The sequence below is a fragment of the Streptomyces sp. NPDC053367 genome (genome assembly GCF_044545925.1).
Classification (GTDB): domain Bacteria; phylum Actinomycetota; class Actinomycetes; order Streptomycetales; family Streptomycetaceae; genus Streptomyces.
In genome coordinates this window covers 18450-39459 of the sequence record NZ_JBITYN010000010.1, presented here as the reverse complement: position 1 = coordinate 39459, position 21010 = coordinate 18450, and the positions used below count along the sequence as shown (strand labels likewise).

The 21010-nt window shown below is 74.8% G+C and carries 19 protein-coding genes and 1 pseudogene; 12 read left to right on the top strand and 8 right to left on the bottom strand.

The annotated features are described in order from the left end of the window. Positions 1 to 21: 21 nt before the first annotated feature. Positions 22 to 566: pseudogene (locus tag ACIGXJ_RS26995) on the bottom strand (hypothetical protein). Between the two features lie 80 nt (positions 567 to 646). Between ACIGXJ_RS26995 and ACIGXJ_RS26990 the strand changes: the two are divergent. Both ACIGXJ_RS26990 and ACIGXJ_RS26985 read left to right on the top strand, forming a co-directional pair. After that, entirely contained in the window at positions 647 to 1582 is a 936-nt protein-coding gene (locus ACIGXJ_RS26990; protein WP_399650314.1) for a cupin domain-containing protein, read from the top strand. Positions 1583 to 1587: 5 nt separating this feature from the next. Then, positions 1588 to 2259: a helix-turn-helix domain-containing protein gene (locus ACIGXJ_RS26985; RefSeq protein ID WP_399650312.1), complete on the top strand. Its 672-nt coding sequence runs from the start codon at positions 1588 to 1590 to the stop codon at positions 2257 to 2259. On the opposite strand, the gene ACIGXJ_RS26980 is transcribed toward ACIGXJ_RS26985, so the two are convergent. The 3 genes from ACIGXJ_RS26980 to ACIGXJ_RS26970 form a co-directional block, all read right to left on the bottom strand. Then, positions 2248 to 2649 (bottom strand): VOC family protein, encoded by a 402-nt coding sequence (locus ACIGXJ_RS26980; RefSeq protein ID WP_399650309.1) that lies wholly within the window; start codon positions 2647 to 2649, stop codon positions 2248 to 2250. The genes ACIGXJ_RS26985 and ACIGXJ_RS26980 overlap by 12 nt on opposite strands. A 64-nt stretch (positions 2650 to 2713) precedes the next feature. Next, positions 2714 to 3340, bottom strand: coding sequence for a VOC family protein (locus ACIGXJ_RS26975; RefSeq protein WP_399650306.1), 627 nt, complete (start codon positions 3338 to 3340; stop codon positions 2714 to 2716). Between the two features lie 104 nt (positions 3341 to 3444). Further along, entirely contained in the window at positions 3445 to 4488 is a 1044-nt protein-coding gene (locus ACIGXJ_RS26970; RefSeq protein ID WP_399650305.1) for a LacI family DNA-binding transcriptional regulator, read from the bottom strand. A gap of 296 nt (positions 4489 to 4784) precedes the next feature. On the opposite strand from ACIGXJ_RS26970, the gene ACIGXJ_RS26965 reads away from it, so the two are divergent. Beyond that, on the top strand, positions 4785 to 6377 hold the full coding sequence (locus ACIGXJ_RS26965; RefSeq protein WP_399650303.1) for a carboxylesterase/lipase family protein: 1593 nt from the start codon (positions 4785 to 4787) through the stop codon (positions 6375 to 6377). Positions 6378 to 7050: 673 nt separating this feature from the next. Then, on the top strand, positions 7051 to 7959 hold the full coding sequence (mmuM, locus tag ACIGXJ_RS26960; RefSeq protein ID WP_399650300.1) for a homocysteine S-methyltransferase: 909 nt from the start codon (positions 7051 to 7053) through the stop codon (positions 7957 to 7959). A 46-nt stretch (positions 7960 to 8005) separates the two neighbouring features. Here mmuM and ACIGXJ_RS26955 read toward each other — a convergent pair whose 3' ends face one another. After that, positions 8006 to 9685, bottom strand: coding sequence for a rhamnogalacturonan lyase B N-terminal domain-containing protein (locus ACIGXJ_RS26955; RefSeq protein ID WP_399650298.1), 1680 nt, complete (start codon positions 9683 to 9685; stop codon positions 8006 to 8008). 194 nt (positions 9686 to 9879) lie between these two features. Between ACIGXJ_RS26955 and ACIGXJ_RS26950 the strand changes: the two genes are divergently transcribed. The 3 genes from ACIGXJ_RS26950 to ACIGXJ_RS26940 all read left to right on the top strand — a co-directional run bounded on the left by ACIGXJ_RS26950 (position 9880) and on the right by ACIGXJ_RS26940 (position 13001). Then, positions 9880 to 10923 carry a rhamnogalacturonan acetylesterase gene (locus ACIGXJ_RS26950; protein WP_399650295.1) on the top strand — a complete coding sequence of 348 codons (1044 nt, stop codon included), beginning with the start codon at positions 9880 to 9882 and terminating at the stop codon, positions 10921 to 10923. A gap of 141 nt (positions 10924 to 11064) precedes the next feature. Next, positions 11065 to 11826: an isocitrate lyase/phosphoenolpyruvate mutase family protein gene (locus ACIGXJ_RS26945; protein WP_399650293.1), complete on the top strand. Its 762-nt coding sequence runs from the start codon at positions 11065 to 11067 to the stop codon at positions 11824 to 11826. Positions 11827 to 12161: 335 nt separating this feature from the next. Continuing rightward, positions 12162 to 13001, top strand: coding sequence for a GNAT family N-acetyltransferase (locus ACIGXJ_RS26940; protein WP_399650291.1), 840 nt, complete (start codon positions 12162 to 12164; stop codon positions 12999 to 13001). Here the strand turns inward: ACIGXJ_RS26940 and ACIGXJ_RS26935 are convergent. Together ACIGXJ_RS26935 and ACIGXJ_RS26930 are read right to left on the bottom strand one after the other, a co-directional pair. Further along, the gene (locus ACIGXJ_RS26935) at positions 12989 to 13567 is read right to left on the bottom strand and encodes a TetR/AcrR family transcriptional regulator (RefSeq protein ID WP_399650289.1); all 579 of its coding nucleotides are present in this window, start codon (positions 13565 to 13567) and stop codon (positions 12989 to 12991) included. The genes ACIGXJ_RS26940 and ACIGXJ_RS26935 overlap by 13 nt on opposite strands. A 186-nt stretch (positions 13568 to 13753) precedes the next feature. Continuing rightward, positions 13754 to 14983, bottom strand: a complete 1230-nt coding sequence (locus ACIGXJ_RS26930; protein ID WP_399650286.1) for an FAD-binding protein — start codon at positions 14981 to 14983, stop codon at positions 13754 to 13756. 99 nt (positions 14984 to 15082) lie between these two features. Here ACIGXJ_RS26930 and ACIGXJ_RS26925 point away from each other — a divergent pair, with 99 nt between their 5' ends. The 5 genes from ACIGXJ_RS26925 to ACIGXJ_RS26905 all read left to right on the top strand — a co-directional run bounded on the left by ACIGXJ_RS26925 (position 15083) and on the right by ACIGXJ_RS26905 (position 20571). Continuing rightward, the gene (locus tag ACIGXJ_RS26925; RefSeq protein WP_399650283.1) at positions 15083 to 15754 is read left to right on the top strand and encodes a pyridoxamine 5'-phosphate oxidase family protein; all 672 of its coding nucleotides are present in this window, start codon (positions 15083 to 15085) and stop codon (positions 15752 to 15754) included. Positions 15755 to 15812: 58 nt separating this feature from the next. Beyond that, positions 15813 to 17150, top strand: a complete 1338-nt coding sequence (locus ACIGXJ_RS26920) for a radical SAM protein (RefSeq protein WP_399650281.1) — start codon at positions 15813 to 15815, stop codon at positions 17148 to 17150. Between the two features lie 222 nt (positions 17151 to 17372). Continuing rightward, positions 17373 to 18470: a ribosome small subunit-dependent GTPase A gene (rsgA, locus tag ACIGXJ_RS26915; RefSeq protein ID WP_399650278.1), complete on the top strand. Its 1098-nt coding sequence runs from the start codon at positions 17373 to 17375 to the stop codon at positions 18468 to 18470. A gap of 80 nt (positions 18471 to 18550) precedes the next feature. Then, positions 18551 to 19960 carry a DNA-3-methyladenine glycosylase 2 family protein gene (locus ACIGXJ_RS26910; RefSeq protein ID WP_399650981.1) on the top strand — a complete coding sequence of 470 codons (1410 nt, stop codon included), beginning with the start codon at positions 18551 to 18553 and terminating at the stop codon, positions 19958 to 19960. Then, positions 19957 to 20571 (top strand): methylated-DNA--[protein]-cysteine S-methyltransferase, encoded by a 615-nt coding sequence (locus ACIGXJ_RS26905; protein ID WP_399650275.1) that lies wholly within the window; start codon positions 19957 to 19959, stop codon positions 20569 to 20571. The genes ACIGXJ_RS26910 and ACIGXJ_RS26905 overlap by 4 nt, the downstream gene beginning before the upstream one ends. Here ACIGXJ_RS26905 and ACIGXJ_RS26900 read toward each other — a convergent pair. Then, positions 20519 to 21001 carry a DUF456 domain-containing protein gene (locus ACIGXJ_RS26900; protein ID WP_399650272.1) on the bottom strand — a complete coding sequence of 161 codons (483 nt, stop codon included), beginning with the start codon at positions 20999 to 21001 and terminating at the stop codon, positions 20519 to 20521. The genes ACIGXJ_RS26905 and ACIGXJ_RS26900 overlap by 53 nt on opposite strands. Between the last annotated feature and the right edge of the window lie 9 nt (positions 21002 to 21010).

Here is a 21010-nt window from a genome sequence, read left to right as displayed (position 1 = left end):
GGTCGCCTCAGCCCTGCCGTCTCAGCCCTTCCACGCTCCCGCGGCCTCCCGCGCGTAGTCCGAGAAGTCGCGCGGCGCCCGGCCCGGAACCCGCCGGACCCCGTCCGACAGACGCGCGTTGCGGCCGTCCAGCAGGGTGGCGAACAGCTCGACGAGGAAGCCGGCTTCCCCGGGCGGCAGCCCGGACCCGGTGAGGTGCTCCCGGTAGCCGGCCCGTGCCACCGGCCGGTAGGCCGGCTCCCGCCCCGTCGCCAGGCCCGCCTCGGCGACGGCCTCCCCGAAGGTCAGCAGCCGCGGACCGGACACCTCGACCGCCTCCCCGCCGGCGCGCCGACCTCCTCGGCGGCCTGCGGCGAGCCCACGTCGGCGGGGTGCACCAGGTAGGCGGCGTCCGCGCCGCGCAGGGTGCCCGGCCAGGTCGCCGGGTCGCTCCAGTCGAGGTCATGGGCCCGTGAGGCCGGCCGCACCTCCAGGCCAGCGGCCCGCGCCGCCTCGGCCACCCGGCTGCCGGTCCGTCCGGAGGCACCCGTCACCACCACGGTCGTCTGCTGCGTCCTCTTCGTCATGCCCTCAGTCGACTGCCGGGCGTCGGCCGGGCCCATCGCCGAGCCGCTCACGCCCATGAGCGGGCGTCTACGCTGCCCTCATGGACCCACTCGCCGGACTCCTGGACGGTCCCCGCGCCCGCGGCGCCTTCATGATCCGGGCCTGCTTCGACCCGCCCTGGTGCGTGCGCGTGGAGGACCGGGCGCCGCTCACCGTGATGCTGATGGTGCGCGGCGAGGCGTGGATCCTGCCGGACTCCGGGGAACGGGCCCGGCTGCGCGCCGGGGACCTCGCCATCGCCTGCGGCCCCGACGGCTACACCTGCGCCGACGACCCCGGCACCGCCCCGCAGGCGCTGATCCTGCCCGGCGGCGAGTGCAGCTACCCCGACGGGCGGCCCCTCAACGGCTCCATGGACCTCGGCGTGCGCACCTGGGGCTCCGCCGCGGACGGGGAGGCCCTGGTGCTCATCGGCACCTACATGTGGCCCGGCGAGGTCGGCGGCCGGCTCCTCGACGCGCTGCCGCCGCTGCTCACCCTGACGTCCTGGGACTGTCCGCTGACCCCCTACCTCATGGCGGAGATCGTCCGCGACGAACCCGGGCAGGAGGTCGTCCTGGACCGGCTCCTCGACCTGCTGGTCATCGCCGCGCTGCGGGCCTGGTTCTCCCGGCCCGGCGCGGAGCCCCCCGCCTGGTACCGGGCGCTGGCCGACCCGGTGGTGGGGCGGGCGCTGCGGCTGGTGCAGGACGACCCCGCGCACCCCTGGACGGTCGCCGCGCTCGCGGCGAAGGCCGGGGTGTCCCGCGCCGCGCTCGCCCGGCGGTTCGCGGAGCTGGTGGGGGAGCCGCCGATGACGTACCTCACCGGGTGGCGGCTTGCTCTGGCCGCGGACGCGCTGCGGGAGAGCGACCGTACGCTGGAGGCCATCGCCCGGGAGGTCGGGTACGGGAGCGCGTTCGCGCTGTCGAGCGCGTTCAAGAGGGTGCACGGGACGAGTCCGCAGGAGTTCCGCGCCCGAGCGGTGGGGAGCTGAGCGCCGTGTACAGCGAACGGCCCTCCCTCGTCGCGGGCGCGGTCGTGTGGACCAACGTCCCGTCCGGCCCCGGCGAGGGGCGCGTCCTGCCCGACGGCTGCATGGACCTGCTCTGGCACGACGGGCGCCTGCTGGTCGCCGGACCCGACACGCGGGCCCACGTCACCGGGGGCGCGGGCGGCGCCTGGGCAGGGGTGCGCTTCCGGCCCGGCGACGGGCCCGCCTTCCTCGGGGTGCCCGCCCACGAACTGCGCGACCTTCGGGTCGGCCTCGCGGACCTCTGGCCGGCCCGTGAGGTCGCGCGGCTCACCGCACGCGTGAACGCCGCGGCCGATCCGGGCAGCGGCCTGGAGGCGGTGGCGCTGGAGCGGGCGGCCGCCGGCGATCCGTTGCTGCACCGTCTGGTCGCCGGGCTGGACGCGGGGCGCCCGGTCGGCGGCCTCGCGGACGAACTCGGCCTCGGCGCACGGCAGTTGCACCGCAGGTCGCTGGCCGCCTTCGGGTACGGCCCCAAGACGCTCGCGCGGATCCTGCGCCTCCGGCGGGCCCTGCGGCTGGCCCGCTCGGGCGTGCCGCTCGCCGAGACCGCCGCCCGTGCCGGATACGCGGACCAGGCGCATCTGACCCGCGAGGTGCGGGAGTTGACGGGAACGACCCCGGGCCGGCTACTGCGCTGAGGGCGTCGGGGCGAACAGGTCGACGGCGTTGCCGTCGGGGTCGTGGACGACGGCGTAGCGCTGCCCCCAGAAGGCGTCCCAGGGCTTGAGCTCGCCGTGGTACCCGGCGCCGACCAGCTCCTCGTACACGGCGTCCACCTCGGCCGGCCCGTCGCACAGCAGGGCGAGGGCCGCACGGCTGCCCCCGGAGGGCGCCGGCCGGCCGGGGTGGAAGGACCGTACGGCCTCCTCCGTGTCCAGCAGCAGACGCGTACCGCCAGGCAGCGGCGCCTCGGCGTGCGGCTGCCGCTCGGCGCCCTCGGGGAAGGCGAAGCCGAGGCGGCGGTAGAAGGCGACGGAGGCGGCCATGTCGGCGACGACCAGGCCGATGGCATCGAAACGTGGAGTCATGCCGGCACCGTAGGCACGGCCCGGCGGGGCCGTCTTGAAGGAATCGGACCCGCCCCGGTCCGGGTCAGCCGAAGGTCACCGGGCCGCGCGGGGTGCCGACCGTGAAGGAGATCCCCAGCGGGCCCTCGGTGAGCGGGAGTTCGACGTCCAGGGCGGCCAGCGAGGGGCGCAGCGCCTCGGGATCGGGGGCGGTCGCGGACAGCGCGAGCAGCGGGGCGACGGGCAGACCGGTCTCCGTCGGATGGGGTGAGGAGCCCCAGTCGATGAGGAAGGGCACCAGGCCGGAGGGGTGGGTGCCGTCGGTGAGGCGCCAGCTCAGCAGGGTGCCGTCGGGGGCGCGGCGGCTCATCGGGCGGGCCGGGCCGGGGTCGTAGCCGCGGGCGCGGGCGGCCGCGACGGCGGCGTCGATGTCGGTGGTGCGGATCGCCCAGGTGAGGGTGCGCGGCACGGGCAGCGCGTCGACGCCGAACGGGCGCGGACCCTCGGGGTCGGGCTGCCCCGGATCCGGCCCGATGATCTCCAGATAGCCCGAACCGCCCAGCGACACCAGGTGGTTCCTGGTGCCCAGACCCACATGGACACCACCGGGCGCGGGCCGCACCCCGGTGCGCCGGGCGAAGTCGTCGACGGTGACCGCCAGATCGGGCGTCGCGAGGACGAGATGGTCGAGATGTGCGGGAATCGTGTTCATCGCGGACGAGGCTACGCAGTCCCGGCCCGGGAGGGGCACACGTGTGCGGAAATGGGGGGTTGCCCCGCGGCCGGGCCGTGCCCCGCTGAGCCGGACGGCCTCCGTCAGCCGCTCGGCGGTGCCGTGCTCGCCCGCTCCACCAGCGTCGTCGACAGCTCCGTGCGGGTGCTCTCGGGGCGGTCGCCGTCCATCATGCGCACCAGGAGGCGCAGGGCCGTCGCCGCCATCTCGGCGACCGGCTGGCGGACCGTCGTCAGCGGCGGGGCGGTCCAGCGGGACTCCGGCAGGTCGTCGAAGCCGATCACGCTGATGTCGTGCGGGACGCTCAGGCCGCGCTCGGCCAGCGCGTCGTAGACGCCGAGCGCCATGCGGTCCGAGCAGACGAACAGGGCCGTCGGCGGTTCGGGGAGCTCCAGCAGTTCCTGCGTACGGCGGCGGGCGAGGGCCGGGTCGAAGCCCGCGTGGACGACGTACTCCGGGCGGTTCTCGAGGCCGGCCGAGGTCAGCGCCGAGCGGTAGCCGGCCACCCGGGCCGCGCTGCACGGCGTACCGCTGTGCCCGGCGACGACGGCGATGCGCTCATGGCCGAGGGCGAGCAGGTGCTCGGCGGCGCTCACGCCGCCCTGCCAGTTCGCCGCACCCACCGAGACCGTGCCGGGCGGCGGTTCGAGGACCGGGTCGATCACGACGTACGGGATGCCGTGCTGTTCCAGCCAGGTGTACTGGGAGTCGGTGAGCTCGGCGAGGCCGAGCAGCACCCCGGCCGAGCCGCGGACGGTCAGCCGGTCCAGCCAGTCGCGCTCCGGGCGGTCCCCGCCGCTGCGCGGGAGCGCGGCCGACACCACCAGGTCCAGGCCCGCCTCGCGCGCCGCCCGTTCGGCGCCCCGCAGCACCGCCCCCGACCAGGAGGCGTCCAGCGCGTGCACCACGAGGTCGACGAGCCCCGGGGCGCGAGAGGTGTCGAAGCGGGGCCTGCGGACGTAGCCGAGCCGGTCCAGCGCCTCGGTGACCCGGCGGCGGGTCTCGGGCGCCACGTCCTCGCGGCCGTTGACCACCTTGGACGCGGTCGGCACCGACACCCCGGCCTCGCGGGCCACGACCGCCAGGGTCGGTCCGGCGGTCGCACCCGCACCTGCCGTACGGACCATCGGGAACCACCTCTCCGGCCCGCCCGAAGGGCCTACGAAAGCTGGACAGCGGGACAGCGGGATAGAAAGCGCTTCCTACCCTAGGTCGGCGGAGGGGCGGCGTGAAGAGGGGCCGATCATCCGGCTGTCCGCCGGATGGCCCGAGGCGTAGCCCCTTCGGCGGAGTCGGGCGGAATACGTCCGGGCGGTGTGATGCTCTGATGAGAACACGGCGCTGGATGGCGCGGGACGGCGCCGAACGGCACCTAACGGCGTCGGACGGCGACGGACGGGGCGGGGGAAGGGCTGGTGGGCTGATGCCGGAGGACCGGTCGGAGCCGGTGGTCGCGACGCCCCACGGGGCCGTGCGCGGCCGGTACGAGCACGGCGTCGCCGTGTTCCGCGGCATCCCCTACGCCGCGCCGCCCTTCGGGCCCCGGCGGTTCCGCCCGCCGGAGCCGCCCGAGCCGTGGGACGGGGTGCGGGACGCGGGCGCGTTCGGGCCGACGCCGCCCAAGCCGCCGTACTCCGACGCCTTCGCGCAGTACCTGTCCGACCCGGTCGTGCCCGGCGACGACTGCCTGAACCTCAACGTGTGGACGCCCGCGCCGGACCCCGGGGCTCGGCTGCCGGTGCTGGTGTGGTTCCACGGCGGCGCACTGACCCGGGGGTCCTCCGCCGTGCCCGTCTACGACGGGCGGGCCTTCGCCCGCGACGGCGTCGTGGTCGTCTCCGTGAACTACCGGCTCGGCGTCGAGGGCTACGGGCTGTTCCCCGACGCGCCCCCCAACGCCGGGCTGCGCGACCAGCTCGCCGCGCTGCGGTGGGTGCACGAGGCCGTCGCCGCCTTCGGGGGCGACCCCGGCCGGGTCACCCTCGCCGGGCAGTCGGCCGGGGCCATCAGCGTCGGCGCGCTGATCGCCGCCCCGCAGGCACAGGGGCTGTTCCGGCGGGCCGTGCTGCAGAGCGGGCCGCCCGAGGCGAGCGAACGGGACAAGGTGCGGCGGATGGTCCGCAGGATGGCGGCCCGGCTGAAGGTGCCGGCCACCGCGGAGGGCTTCGCCGGGGTGGACCGGGAGCTGCTGCTGCGGACGCAGGCGGAGGTCGGGCGGCTGAGCAGCCCCGTGCTGGGCGGGCCCGCCTTCGGGATCGTGGCCGACGGTGACCTCGTGCCGCGTGATCCACTGGACGCGCTGGTGGAGGGGTCCGTCGCGGTGGGGGCCGAGCTGCTGCTGGGCTGGACCCGTGAGGAGTACCGGCTGTGGCTGGTGCCGGGTGGTCTGCTGGAGCGGGTGGACCGGCTGGGGGCGGTCGCGCTGGCCGGGGCGCGGGCGCGGTGCCGGTGCGGGCCCGAGGTGGCGCGCGGGTATCGGGCGCTGCATCCGGCCGCGCGGACTGCGGAGGTCGTCGGGCAGATGGTGACCGACCATCTGCTGCGGGTGCCGTTGCAGCGGCTGGCGGACGCGCGGGTGGGGTCGGCGTACGTGTACGAGTTCGCCTGGCCGTCGGGGCTGCCCGAGCTGGGGGCCTGTCATGCGCTTGAGCTCGGGTTCGTGTTCGACACCGGGGAGGTGCCGGAGTCGGCGAAACTGGCGGGGGAGGGGGCGCCGCAGGGGTTGGCTGATGCGATGCACGGGGCCTGGGTGCGGTTCGTCTCCGACGGTCGGGCGGGCTGGTCGGCGTGGGACGGCCGGCATCCGGTGCGGGTGTTCGGGGAGACCGCGGAGGACGGGGCGGTGCTGCCCCCGTACACGGCCCTCGGTCCCCGTGACCGGGAGCTGGCGCTGTGGGACGGCGCGGGCGCTGCCGGGGTGGAGGCGTCCGACTCCCCCGAGCCCGAGCTGCGCGGGGCCGAGCTTCGCTCGGTGATCGGCCGGCTGCGACGGTCTGCGACCGTGCGGAGACATTGAGCCGCCGCGGGATGCCTGCGGCGGCCTGCGCGGGTCGGGTGGCCGGTTGCGGTAGCGCGCCGGGTTCGGTGGATGGGCCGGGGCCGGGCCGGGGGGTTGTCCGTCCTCGGACCGGCGATCTGGTTCCTCGGTTTCGTTCAACCGGGTTTCCGCCGGCCGCTGCGGGCGGACAACCCCCCGTCCCGTCCCGTCCCCTTCCCGCCGTACGCGGCTTGCGGCTTCCTCGCCCACCCGTGCCGTCCCTCTCCCGCCGCAGGCGGCCGGGCGGCCGGGGGGGGGGCGCTTCCGCTCGTACGCGCCTGACGCCAGCCCCCCAGGGGCGCGGGGAACTGCGCGACCGGCCACGCACGGCCCGCACCCGCGCACGGCGGTACGAGCCCGGCCGGGTGGGCGGCCTTTCAGGGGCGCGGGGAACTGCGCGACCGGCCACGCACGGCCCGCACCCGCGCACGGCGGTACGAGCCCGGCCGGGTGGGCGGCCTTTCCGGGGCGCGGGGAACTGCGCGACCGGCCCCGCACGGCCCGCACCCGCGCACGGCGGTACGAGCCCGGCCGGGTGGGCGGCCTTTCCGGGGCGCGGGGAACTGCGCGACCGGCCACGGGCGGCCCGCGGTCGCGTACGGCGGGGAGGGGCGGGGCGCTGCGCGGGGGGCGGGCCCGTTAGCGTCGGGGTATGACCAGTTCTGACTCGCTCGCCGATGCCCTTGCCGCGGGGACCGTCGTCCTGGACGGAGGCATGTCCAACCAGCTGGAGGCCGCCGGGCACGACCTCGGCGACGAGCTGTGGTCGGCCCGGCTGCTGGCCGATCAGCCCGACGCGCTGGTCGAGGCGCACCTCGCCTATTTCCGGGCGGGAGCCGACGTGGCGATCACGGCGAGTTACCAGGCGAGCTTCGAGGGGTTCGCAGGACGGGGGATCGGGCGGGAGCGTGCCGCCGAGCTGTTCGGCGTGAGTGTGCGGGCGGCCCGGGAGGCGGCCCGGCGGGCCGGGGCGGGTCGGCCGTTGTGGGTGGCGGCGTCTGTGGGGCCGTACGGGGCGATGCTGGCCGACGGCTCCGAGTACCGGGGCCGGTACGGGCTGAGCGTGGGGGAGCTGGAGCGCTTCCACCGGCCGCGGGTCGAGGCGCTGGTCGCCGCCGGGCCGGACGTGCTGGCCCTGGAGACGGTGCCCGACGCGGAGGAGGCCGAGGCGCTGCTGCGGGCGGTGCGGGGGGCCGGGGTGCCCGCCTGGCTGTCCTACACGGTCTCCGGGGACCGTACGCGGGCCGGGCAGCCGCTGGAGGAGGCGTTCGCCCTCGCCGCCGAGGCGCCGGAGGTCGTCGCGGTGGGGGTGAACTGCTGCGCGCCCGAGGACGTGGCGGGCGCGGTCGCCGTCGCGGGGCGGGTCACGGGTAAGCCGGTCGTCGTGTACCCCAACAGCGGGGAGAGCTGGGACGCGCGGGCGCGCGCCTGGGACGGGCGGGCCACCTTCGCGGCGGAGCAGGTGCTCGGCTGGCAGGCGTCGGGGGCGCGGCTGATCGGAGGGTGCTGCCGGGTGGGGCCGGAGGGCGTGGCGGCGATCGCCGGCGCCTTGCGGGGCTGAACGCACACGGGACCGCCGACCTCGCGCGCCGGGACGCCGCACGTGATCAGGCCAGCAGGTCGATGGCGTCGATGGACGTGCCCGCGCTGAGGTAGGAGGTCGTCCCCGAGCCGCTCACCACGTTGATCTTCAGCGTGTTGTAGGCGTTCGGGTCCGTGAGCCAGGCGGACGCCGGGACGCTGTAGGTGAAGGTGTGGTTGTTGCCCCGGTAGGAGCCGTTGGTCAGGGACCGGGTGCTCGGCTGGGCGGGCGGGGAGGGGACGGCCGACGTCCAGGTGTCGTTGACGACGACCTGCGGGCGGCCGTTCGCGTAGGCCGTCGTGACGCCGATGCGCAGCGTGTGCGCGGCGGCGGCCTGGGCGGCGGTGAGGCGGAAGTAGACCGTGATGCCGCTGTTGACGTCCTTCCAGAGGTAGCAGGGGAAGCCGGACGTCTCGGTGCCGCTGCCGATCACCACGTTGCCCGTCCAGGGGGCCGCCCGGACGTCGGAGGGGTGCGCGTACGTCATCAGGTCGGCGTTCTTGAAGCCGGCGGGCGTGCCGGTCCAGTCGTTGATGCGCCAGATCGCGGTCGCCTCGGACGGGTCGTTGGAGGCGGGGATCGCCAGCGTGTTGAGGGTCGTCGTGGTGCCGGCGGTCACCGTCACCGATGTGGTGTACACCGCCAGTTCGTCCTTGTGGACCGTGAGGGTGTACGTGCCCGGGAGGACGCCCGTGAGGGAGAAGTAGCCGTCCGAGGCACGGGCCGGACCCCAGTACTGCGCGTTCGGGTTGGCCAGGCCGACCGTGTACGGGTGCGCCGTGTCGCGGCCGGTGATCCCGACTCCGGCCACCCGCCCGCGGCCGCCCGCGCCGGTGTACCCGGCGAGGCCGAGGGAGTCCGCCCACGGCGTGGTGAGGTTGGCGTGGTACAGGGCGGGGGAGGGGGCGCCGCCGTCCGTGAGGGCGATGACGTACGGGCCCTGGAGGCCGAAGCGTTCGGGCTCGGTCTGGTTCTGGCCGTAGTGGAGGATCTCGTACAGGCCGCCGCCGTCCGCGCTGCGGTGGCGCAGGAGCGAGCGGTAGAACGGGCCTCCGGATGCCTTCTCGTGGTTGCTGCGCACGATCCACAGGCCGACGCCGCCGGTCGTCCAGCCGATGTGGTCGTAGTCCTTCACGCGCAGGCGCGAGTAGTGCTTGGAGCGCGTCTGGCCGTCGCTCTTGGCGAACACGTCCGACGCCTCGACGGCGGTGGGCGCGTAGGTGTAGGAGTCGGGCTCGTCGTTGGGGAACAGGCCCTGCTTCACACGCAGGATGAACCGGGTGGCCGGGACGGAGGTGTCGGCCTTGTGGGTCCACAGGTAGATGTTGGCCTCGCCGCTGCGGGCCGCGTAGTAGTGCCTCAGCGTCCCGTACGTCACCGAGATCAGGATCGTCGAGCCGGACCGGGTGAGCGTCACGCCGGAGGGGCCGAGGCCGGACTCGATGTGCGAGTTCTTGCCGCCGTAGCCCTGGTACTCCACACCGCGGTGGACGAGTGAGGTCAGGTCGCCGTTGGTCTTGCTGACCTTGAACACGAGGTTCGCGCCGGTGTCGACGACGTAGTTCGAGCCGTCGTCGCTCCAGCCGAAGGCCGCGGCGCGCGCGGTGCCGGACAGCGGCCCGGCGAGGGCGGCGGTGCCGGCGGTGGCCGCGGCGCCGAGGACGAAGGCGCGGCGGGCGACCGGTCGGTGCGCGGTCTCGGACATGGGGGGTGCCTCCTTCGGGAGGGCTGGGGAGTGCGGGTGCTAGGCAGGGTGACAGTTGAATCGTTTTTTCGTAAGGGCTTGCACAGCGGGAATGTCGGGGTGCCGTGAAAGATGTGCCGGAGGGGGTGGAAAGCGCTTGTTGCAGCCGGTACGGTCCCAGCGCCGGGCACATCGCACCGACCGAGGAGCCGCGAATGAGACGTTTCACCGCCGCCGCGCTGATCGCCGCGACGCTGGGGGCCGCCACCCTGACGGCCGGACCCGCCGCCCATGCCCGGGAGGCCGCGCCGGGGCCCGGCCGGTGCACCGCCGACGCCTGCCACTTCGACCTGCCGCCCGGCACGTACGACGTGCGGGTCCTCCTCGGCGGCGACACCGACTCCAGCACCGCCTTGTCCGGCGAGACCCGGCGCGCCCTGCTCCCCGAGACGGCCGTCCCGGCCGGTGAGCGCGTCGCGCGCAGCTTCACCGTGGACGTACGCACGCCGGAGGGAGAGCCGACCGGGGCCGCCGGTACACCCGGCCTCGACCTGGTGATCGGCGGCTCGGCGCCCGCTCTCGCCGGCATCCGCGTCACGCCCGCCCGGCACGCGCGCCAGATCCTGCTGATCGGCGACTCCACCGTCTGCGACCAGCCCGGCGACCCCTACACCGGCTGGGGCCAGCGGCTTCCGCAGTACCTGCGCAAGGGCCTGTCCGTCGCCAACCACGCCGACAGCGGCGAGAGCACGGTCACCTTCCTGTCCGACCCGCGGCTGTGGGAGACGGTCGAGGCACGCGTCCAGCCGCGCGACCTCGTGCTGATCCAGCTCGCCCACAACGACAAGACCACCGACGAGCCCACCTACCGGGCCAACCTGGAGGCCCTCGTGGCGGGCGTCCGCGCCAAGGGCGGCGAGCCGGTGCTCGTGACCCCGGTCGTGCGCCGCTGGTTCAACCCCGACGGCACCCTGAACAACAACACCGCCCTCCTCGTCAACGGCCTCGGCGTCGACCACCCGGCCGTCATCCGCTCCGTCGCCGCCGCGCGGGACGTGCCCCTGATCGACCTCACCGCGAGGTCGAAGGCCCTCGTCGAGGAGCTGGGCCCGGAGGCGTCCAAGTCGCTGTACCTGTCCGTCGAGAAGCGCGACAACACCCACACCTCCGTGCGGGGCGCCACCGCCTACGCCGCCCTCGTCCGCGACGAACTCGTCGCGCTGGGGCTGGTGCCGGAAGGGCTGGTGCGCCTGGGGTGAGCGGACGCGGGGCGGACGTGCGGGGCCGGGGCGGGGGAGTCGGGGGGCGGGTTCCGGTCGCTTCTCGCGCCGTTCCCCGCAGCCCTTCGGCTGCCCGATCGTTCGGTCACCGGCGAAGTGTCGGGCGGCTACGGTCCCCTCATGAGTGAGACCGCCTCCGGCACCTTCGCCTCGCTGCACCGGGCCGGTGCTCCGCTGCTGCTGGCCAATGCCTGGGACCACGCCTCCGCCTCGGCCCTCGCCGCCGAGGGGTTCCCCGCGATCGGCACGACCAGCCTCGGCGTGGCCGCGGCCGCCGGCCTGCCCGACGGCGACTCGGCCACCCGGGACGAGACGCTGCGCCTCGCTCTGGCTCTCGGGTCGGGGCCGTTCCTGCTGTCGGTCGACGCGGAGGGCGGGTTCAGCGAGGACCCGGAGGAAGTGGCCCGGCTGGCAGTGGAGCTGGCCGCCGTCGGGGCGGTGGGGATCAACCTGGAGGACGGCCTCGGGCCCGTCGCCCTGCACGCCGAGAAGATCGCCGCCGTCAAGGCCGCCGCGCCGGGGCTCTTCGTCAACGCCCGTACCGACACGTACTGGTCGGCGCACGGAGAGGGCACCGCGGAGCGGGTGGCCGCCTGTCAAGAGGCCGGGGCGGACGGTGTGTTCGTACCCGGACTCACGGACCCCGGCGAGATCGCCGCCGTGCTCCGCGATCTCGACGTCCCGCTGAACGTCCTCTACACCCCCGGCGGCCCCTCCGTCCCCCGGCTCACCGACCTCGGTGTCCACCGCATCAGCCTCGGCTCCCTGCTCTACCGCCGGGCACTGGGCGCCGCGGTGGAGGCGGCCCTGGCGGTCAGGGACGGGCGGGAACCGGCGGGCGGGCTGCCGTCGTACGGGGACGTGCAGCGGTTCGCGAGGTGACGCTCAGCAGGGGCGGGTCTGGCCGTCTCCTTGTCCGGGCGGGACGGCTCCTCGGTGGCGTCGGACGCGTGGAGGCCCGTGTGTGCGCCGCCCCGGCCGGCTGACCGGCGGGGAAAAGGTGTTGAGGGGCCGAGAGCGGTGTGCGCAGAGTTGCGCCCGTGACCACCTCGCCCACCGCCCCGCCCCCGTCTCATGCTCCTTCGCCCACCGCTCCGCCCCCGTCTCATGCTCCTTCGCCCACCGCTCCGCCCCCGTCTCATGCTCCTTCGCCCACCGCCCCGCCCCCGCGGCTCACCGCCCTCGTCGACCCCGCGCCCGGTGGTTCCCGCAGGCTCGTGTGGCTGGCCTCCGGGCCGGACGGCGCCCCGCTCGGCACCGCATCGCTCCGCCTCTTCGACAAGGAGGGACAGCGGCATCTCGCCGAGGCCGACGTCCGGGTCCATCCGGCCGAACGGCGGCGGGGCGTGGGGTCGGCCCTGCTCGACGCCGCCGTGGAGGCCGCGCGGCAGGACGGCCGGCGCAGCGTCGTCGCCCAGGCGGACGGAGACAGCGCAGGCGCCGCCTTCCTCGCCGCGCGCGGCTTCGCCGTGGCCATGACCCTGATCCACGCCCGTCTGCCCCTGGTCGAGGCCGATGTGCCCGCGCTCACCGCGCTGGTGGAGGCGGCACCCGCCGGATACGCGCTCACCGCGTGGGAGGGCACGGTCCCCGACGACCTCGCCGACCGCTACGTCGCCTCGCGCCGGGCGATGGACGACATGCCCATGGGCGCCGTCGACTACGGCAGGGTCGTCTGGGACCTGGACCGGGTGCGCGCGGCGGCCGCGGCCGTCGCCGAGCGCGGCGACGTCCTGCACACCGTCGCCGCCGTCGACACCTCGGACGGCTCCCTGGTGGGCTTCACCGAGCTCGTCGTGCCCGGCAGCGGTGAGGGCGACGGCCTGCACTACGGCACCGGCGTCCTGCCCGAGCACCGCGGGCACGGCCTCGGCACCTGGATGAAGGCCGCCTCGATCCTGCACGCCCGCGAGCGCCACCCCGGGCTCGGCGCACTGCTCACCGACGTGGCGGACGCCAACCCGCACATGCGCGCCGTCAACGACCGGCTCGGCTACCGGCCCACGCACACGGCGTACGAGTTCCAGCTCACGCTGCGAGTCCCTCAGGACTCCTGATCCCGGGGCCAGTTCTCCAGGGCGATGTGCAGCGCGTCGACCGCCCGCTCCCAGGACCGCCGCACATCGCGCGGGGCGCCGAAACCGCCGGACGCCTCCAGCGCGCAGTAGCCGTGGAAGGTGCTGCGCAGCAGGCGTACGGCGTCGGTGAGGTCGGGTTCGGCCAGGCCGTAGGCGCGCAGCATGCCGTAGGTGATGTCGGCGGTGCGGCGCAGGGCCGGGGAGTCGGCGACGAGGGCCTGGTCGACGCGGATCTGGGTGGCGGCGTACCGGCCGGGGTGCCGGAGGGCGTACTCCCGATAGGCGTCGGCGAAGGCGACCAGCGCGTCCTTGCCGGCGCGGCCCGCGACGGCCTCGGCGATCCGGTCGATGAGCTCACCGCCCGCGTACAGGGCGAGCCGGGTGCGCAGGTCCTGCAGGCTGCGGACATGGGCGTACAGGCTCGCGTCCTTGACGCCGAAACGACGAGCCAGCGCGGACAGGGTGACCTTCTCGAAGCCCTCCTCGTCCGCGAGTTCCGCCGCTGCGGCGACGAGCCGCTCCGCGGTGACGCCGACGCGCGCCATGCGGCCCGCCTCCTTCGAAGAGAACCCGGGTGTCCGGGCGTAAGCCTAGGCGCCCGTGCAGGTGCGGGCCGCCCGCGGGGCCGGGGCGGCCCCCGGCGGCCCGGTGCCCCCGTCGGCACCGGGCGCGCCCGCGGCGGGCGTCCCGGCCGCCCGGCCCGGCGTCCGCCGGCCGGGCGGTGCAGGGCGTCACCCTTCGAGGATCCGCCGCACGAAGGCGTTGCTGAACTTCCCCGCCGGGTCCAGTTCCCGGACCAGCCGCGCGAAGTCGCCGGTGCGGGGGTACCGGGCGGGCGTCTCGAAGACCTTCCCCCAGTGCGGCCGGGCGTCGAACGGCTCCAGCGTCTCCTCCACCACCCGCACCACCGGCAGCACGGCGGTGGTGTCGGCGATCCAGGTGAAGTGCACGGCGACCGAGTCCCGCCCGTAGGCCGGGCTCAGCCACTGCTCGTCGGCGGCGACCGTGCGCACCTCGCAGATCTGCAGCACGGGCGCCACCCGCTCCCGCACCCGGTCCAGCGCCGCCAGCGCCTCCGGGGCGTCCGACCGGGCCATCAGGTACTCGCTCTGCAGCTCCTCCCCGCTGCTGGGCGTGAACTCGGCCCGGAAGTGGGGCAGTCGCTCGTGCCAGGGGCCCGGCACGCCGAACTGCTCGGTGCAGTTCACCGCGGGCATCCCGGGCACCGGGTGCATCTTCTCGGTCGCGGGCGTGGCCCAGGGGAAGTCCGCGAGCGGCTGATCGGTGCGCCGCTTCAGCCACACCTGCCGGAAGCCCGGCGCCCGCCAGTCGGTGAACAGGCTCACGCTGTACGCGGCCCCGGCGACCTGCTCGAAGTCCAGCCCGGCGAGCGGGAGTTCGGTGTACACATACTGCTCGACCTCGAACGCGGGCTCCAGGTCCAGGGTGAGCGCGGTGACCACGCCGAGCGCGCCCAGGGCGGTGACGGCGCCGCCGAAGCGCTCCTCGCCGCGCCGGATCACCTCGGTCGAGCCGTCGGCCGTGACCAGCTCCACCTCCCGCACGGCCGCGGCGAGCGGCCCGTTGCCGACGCCCGACCCGTGCGTGCCGGTCGCCACCGACCCGGCGACCGAGATGTGCGGCAGCGAGGCCATGTTGGCGAGCGCGAGCCCGTGCGCGTGCACGGTCTCGGCGAGCCGGGCGTACCGCACGCCACCGCCGACCCGGACGGTCCTCGCCGAGGTGTCCACGTCGATCTCGGCGGGCAGTCCGTCCAGCGAGAGCAGCGCCCCGTGCGCCCCCGGCTCGGCGATCTCGTTGAACGAGTGCCCGCTGCCCAGCACCCGCACCGCCGTGCCCGCGGCGACCAGCGCCCTGAGCGCGTCGAGCGAGTGCGGGCGGTGCAGCTCCTCGGCGGCGTAGGTGATGTTCCCCGCCCAGTTGGTCACCTTTGTGGCCATTGACGGCTCCCTCCACTGATTTCGTCGGGCATGCTCGTTCATCTCACCGTTTCCGCAATGAGATGGCGCTGGCCATGCGAATTCGGTAGCTTCCGGCGTGTGACCTCACAGCCGTCCGCCGCCCTCCCGCAGACCGGGCTGACCCGGCACCGCCGCCTGCGCGAGCAGGGCAGCCTGTCCCGGAACGATCTCGACGCGATCCTAGACGCCGCTTTCGTCTGCCACCTGGGCGTGGTGATCGAGGGACGGCCGCTGGTCCTGCCGACCGTGTACGGGCGCGACGGGCGCAACCTCTACCTCCATGGCTCGGTGGCCGGCCGGAGCCTCGCGGGCGGGGGACCGGTGTGTGTGACCGTCACCCACGTCGACGGGCTCGTCCTCGCCCGGTCCGTGTTCGAGCACGGCGTGAACTACCGCAGCGCCGTGATCCACGGCGAGGCCCGCACGGTCACCGACCCCGACGAGAAGCTGGCGGGACTGCGCCTGCTCACCGAGCACGCCGCCCCGGGCCAGTGGTCGTACGCCCGCGGCCCCAGCCGCAAGGAGCTCGCCGCCACCACCCTCCTCGCCGTGTCCCTGGAGGAGGCATCGGTCAAGATCCGCACCGGGGCACCCGACGACGGCACCGGCCCCGACGCGGAGCTCGGCCTGTGGGCCGGCACCCTGCCGCTGACCACCGTCTGGGGCGCTCCCGTGCCCGACCCCGTGCTGCCGCCGGACACCCCCGTCCCGGCCCACATCGCGCGCCGGGAGGGGACCCGGCAGGGATGAGGTCCAGGCGGGGGCATACCGTGAGGAGTCGTACGTCCGAATCGGGAGGAGACACGGGATGGGCAGCCGCACCGCGCTCGTCGAGGATCTGATGGAGCGCTTCCCGCACGTGCCGCGGGAAGCCGTCTTCAAGGAGGACCTGCTCCGCGGAGGTGTGGCCTTCGACGCGTCCGCCCTCAGCGACAACGAGGGCGGCGAGGTGAAACCGAAGTCCTACTTCATCTTCTCCTTCGACCACGGCACCCTCCCCGAGCTGGGCGAGGCCGCGCTGCGCCGCCCGCCCGAGGAGATCATCCTCACCGGCGGCCCCTACGACCTGCGCCGCACGGTCGTCTCCGTCCGGGTGAACCCCGCCTCCCCCTACCGGGTCGCCGCCGACGAGGAGGGCCTGCTCGGCCTCTACCTCGACGGCAGGCGCATCGCCGACGTCGGTGTGCCGCCGATGCCGGAGTACTACCGGCACAAGCTCTCCAACGGCAAGTCGGTCATGGAGGTCGCCCCCACCATCCAGTGGGGCTACCTGATCTACCTCACCGTCTTCCGGGTCTGCCAGTACTTCGGCGCCAAGGAGGAGTGCCAGTACTGCGACATCAACCACAACTGGCGCCAGCACAAGGCGGCCGGCCGGCCCTACACCGGCGTCAAGGACGTGGAGGAGGTCCTGGAGGCGCTGGAGATCATCGACAGGTACGACACCGCCAAGGCGTCCACCGCCTACACCCTCACCGGCGGAGCCATCACCAAGACGGTCTCCGGCCGAGACGAGGCCGACTTCTACGGGCACTACGCCAAGGCCATCGAGGAACGCTTCCCCGGCCGCTGGATCGGCAAGGTCGTCGCCCAGGCGCTGCCCCGCGACGACGTGCAGCGGTTCAAGGACTACGGCGTGCAGATCTACCACCCCAACTACGAGGTGTGGGACGAGTACCTGTTCAAGATGTACTGCCCCGGCAAGGAGCGCTACGTCGGCCGCGACGAGTGGCACAGGCGCATCCTGGACTCGGCGGAGATCTTCGGCGCGCGCAACGTCATCCCCAACTTCGTGGCGGGCGTCGAGATGGCCGAGCCCTTCGGCTTCAAGACGGTCGACGAGGCCATCGCCTCCACCACCGAGGGCCTGCGCTTCTTCATGTCCCACGGCATCACGCCCCGCTTCACCACCTGGTGCCCCGAGCCCACCACCCCGCTCGGCAAGGCCAACCCGCAGGGCGCGCCGCTGGAGTACCACATCCGCCTGCTGGAGGCCTACCGCGCCACCATGGACGACTTCGGCCTCAGCTCCCCGCCCGGCTACGGCGAGCCCGGCCCCGGCCGCGCGGTGTTCTCCGTCAGCTCCTTCATGGACAGCCTCCCGGCGGTGGAGCAGCCGGCGCAGGACGCGACGGCCGTCGGCTGAACGAAGGCGTGGGAAAAACCCGTTGACGGGCCTGCGGGGGGCCCGGATACGGTGTGCGTGTTCTTACCGAGCGACGGTGAGTCCTTAGAGGAGGTGTCGACCGATGGCTGTCACTGCGATGAGCGCTGCTCGCGTCCAGATCATCACGTCCACCTCCGTGGCCACCGGCTGACCTCGACTTCCGCATCTCCACGCCGGGGCCGCCCTTCGAAGGGTTCCCCCTTGTCCTCCAGCATCTCCGCTGCCGCTTTCTCCGCTCTCGCTCCCTACGGCTGGGACGAGGCATGGGCGGACGCGTTCGCCCGCCACGACGCCGACGGCCTGCTGCCCGGGCGGGTGATCCGCGTCGACCGGGGCCAGTGCGACGTCGTCACCGCCGACGGGATCGTGCGGGCCGACACCGCGTTCGTCACACCGCACGACCCGCTGCGGGTCGTGTGCACCGGCGACTGGGTCGCCGTCGAACCCGACGGCAACCCCCGCTACGTACGCGCGTACCTGCCGCGCCGCACCGCCTTCGTGCGGTCCACCTCCTCCAAGCGGTCCGAGGGGCAGATCCTCGCCTCCAACGTCGACCACGCCATCGTCGCCGTGTCCCTCGCCGTCGAACTCGACCTCGGCCGCGTCGAGCGCTTCCTCGCCCTGGCCTGGGAATCGGGCGCCCAGCCCGTCGTCGTCCTCACCAAGGCCGACCTCGTGCCCGATCCCGTCACCCTGGCCCACCTCGTCCAGGACGTGGAGACCAGCGCGCCCGGCGTGACCGTGCTGACCGTCAGCTCCCTCGACCGCACCGGGCTCGACGTCCTCTCCGCGGTCGTCGGCGGCGGTACGTCCGTGCTGCTCGGGCAGTCCGGCGCGGGCAAGTCGACCCTCGCCAACGCACTGCTCGGCGAGGACGTCATGGACGTCCAGGCCACCCGGGACGTCGACGGCAAGGGCCGCCACACCACCACGACCCGCAATCTGCTGCTGCTCCCGGGCGGCGGCGCGCTCATCGACACGCCGGGACTGCGGGGTGTCGGGCTCTGGGACGCCGAGACCGGCGTCGGGCAGACGTTCTCCGAGATCGAGGAGTTCGCCGCACGCTGCCGGTTCCACGACTGCGCCCACGAGGCCGAGCCCGGCTGCGCCGTGCTGGAGGCCGTGGAGAGCGGGGAGCTGCCCCTGCGGCGGCTGGAGAGCTACCGCAAGCTGCTGCGGGAGAACCAGCGGATCGTGGCCAAGACCGATGCGCGGATGCGGGCCGAGATCCGCAAGGAGTGGAAGCGCAAGGGGGCCGAGGGGCGGGCGGCGATGGAGTTCAAGCGGGGGCGACGTTAGCCGCCCCCCAGGGCGTCGAGAACGCCATGTCCGTTTTCCGCTAGCAGCGGTCTGCGTCCTCTCGGACACTTGACCGTGTGATGGACGAGGACAGCAGGTACGAGGCCGTGCGGAGCAGGGACGCCCGGTTCGACGGCGAGTTCTTCTTCGCCGTGTCGACCACCGGGATCTACTGCCGGCCCAGCTGTCCGGCGGTCACCCCGCGGCGGCGGAACGTGCGGTTCTTCGCGACGGCCGCCGCCGCGCAGGGCTCGGGCTTCCGGGCCTGCCGGCGGTGCCGGCCGGACGCGGTGCCCGGGTCGGCCGACTGGAACGTACGGGCCGACGTCGTCGGGCGGGCCATGCGCCTGATCGGCGACGGCGTCGTCGACCGGGAGGGCGTCGCCGGACTCGCCTCGCGGCTGGGGTACAGCGCACGGCAGGTGCAGCGACAGCTCACCGCCGAGCTGGGGGCCGGGCCGGTCGCGCTGGCCCGGGCCCAGCGGGCGCACACGGCACGGGTGCTGCTGCAGACGACCGAGCTGCCGGTGACCGAGATCGCCTTCGCGTCCGGGTTCGCGAGCGTGCGGCAGTTCAACGACACCGTCAAGGAGGTGTACGCGCTCACCCCGAGCGCGCTGCGCGCGGCGGCGCCCCGGGGCGGGCACCGGCCCCGGCGGGCCGGCACCCCGGCCGCCGGGATCCCGCTGCGGCTCGCCCACCGCGGGCCCTACGACGCCGCCGGTGTCTTCGACCTGCTCGCGCGGGAGGCCGTGGCCGGGGTGGAGGAGGTGAGCGGGGCCACGGGGTCGCGCGTGTACCGCCGTAGCCTCCGGCTGCCCTACGGCACCGGGATCGCGGCCGTCGAGGAGCGGCCCGGCGGAGCCTCGGCCGGACCGTCCGCCGCGCACCCGGGTGGCTGGCTGGACGCCCGGCTGCACCTGACCGACCCGCGCGATCTGACGACCGCCGTGCAGCGGCTGCGCCGGCTGTTCGACCTGGACGCCGATCCGTACGCCGTCGACGAGCGGCTCGGCGCCGATCCCCGGCTCGCCCCGCTGGTCGCGGCACGGCCGGGACTGCGCTCGCCGGGCGCGACCGACCCCGAGGAGTTCGCGGTGCGGGCGCTGGCCGGGCGGGCGGAGGCCGAGCGGCTCGTCCGGGCCTACGGCAAGACGCTCGACGCGCCCTGCGGCAGCCTCACGCACCTCTTCCCCGAGCCGGCGGCCCTCGCCGAGGCCGAGCCGGACGGCGCGGTGGGCGTGCTCGCCGCCGCCCTCGCCGACGGTGCCGTACGGCTGGACGCGGGCGCGGACCGGGACGACGCCGAGGCGGCCCTGCTCGCGCTGCCCGGCATGGACCCCGCGACCGTCGCCGCGATCCGCACCCGCGCCCTCGGCGACCCGGACGTCGCGCCGCCCGGCGGGGACGTCCCCGACACCTGGCGCCCCTGGCGCTCCTACGCCGTACGTCATCTGCGAACGGCCGAAGACCTGGAGAAGCACGCATGACCACGCACTGGACCCGCCTCGACAGCCCGCTCGGCCCCGTCCTGCTCACCGCCGGCCCCGACGGCACCCTGACCTCGCTGTCCCTGCCCGAGCAGAAGGGCGGACGGAGCGTACGGGAGGGCTGGCGGCACGACCCTGAGCTGTTCCGGGAGGCCGAGGAGCAGCTCGCCGCGTACTTCGCGGGCGACCTGAAGGAGTTCCGGCTGCCGATGCGCGGCGAGGGCACCGCGTTCCGGGAGCGGGTGTGGCAGGCCCTGGACTCGGTCCCCTACGGGTCGACCGTGACCTACGGCGAGATCGCCGCCCGCATCGGCGCCTCCCGGGCCGCCGTAAGGGCCGTCGGCACCGCCGTCGGAGCCAACCCGCTGCTCGTGCTGCGCCCCTGCCACCGGGTGATCGGTGCCGACGGCTCCCTCACCGGCTACGCGGCGGGCCTGGACCGCAAGCGGCACCTGCTCACGCTGGAAGGCGTGCTCCAGAGCTTCTCGGGGCCAGGGCCGTACGCTCACCGCGTCGTCGACGACCGGATCTCGCCCTACGCCCAGCGGCCCGCTCCGGTCACCCCCACAGCACCGCGCCGAGCCACGCGCCCGCGATCAGCTGGCAGGTGAACAGTTCCACCAGCACGCTGGAGCCACCATTGCGCATGGCCGTGCGCAGGGCCGCCCGCGCCGCGCCGTGCCGGCCGAGGCGCAGCCGCTCGTAGACGTAGATGCCGGCGACGAAGCCGGGGACCGCCCCCAGGACGGGTATCAGGAAGAACCCGAGGAACGACCCGGCTCCCGCGTACACGCCCATGCGGGGTGTCGCGCCGCTCTCGCGCAGCCGGCGGGGCGGCAGCGCCCAGCGCACCACCTGGGACAGGAAGAGCGCCACGGTGGCCCCGACCAGCACCGCCCAGGCCACCGGCTGGGGGTCCTTCAGCGCCCACCACAGCACCGCGGCCCACACCAGCCACGACCCCGGTACGCCGGGCACCAGCACCCCGCACAGGCCCAGCAGGATCACCGTGCCGACCAGCAGGAGCTCCCACACGCCCATCTGCCCAGC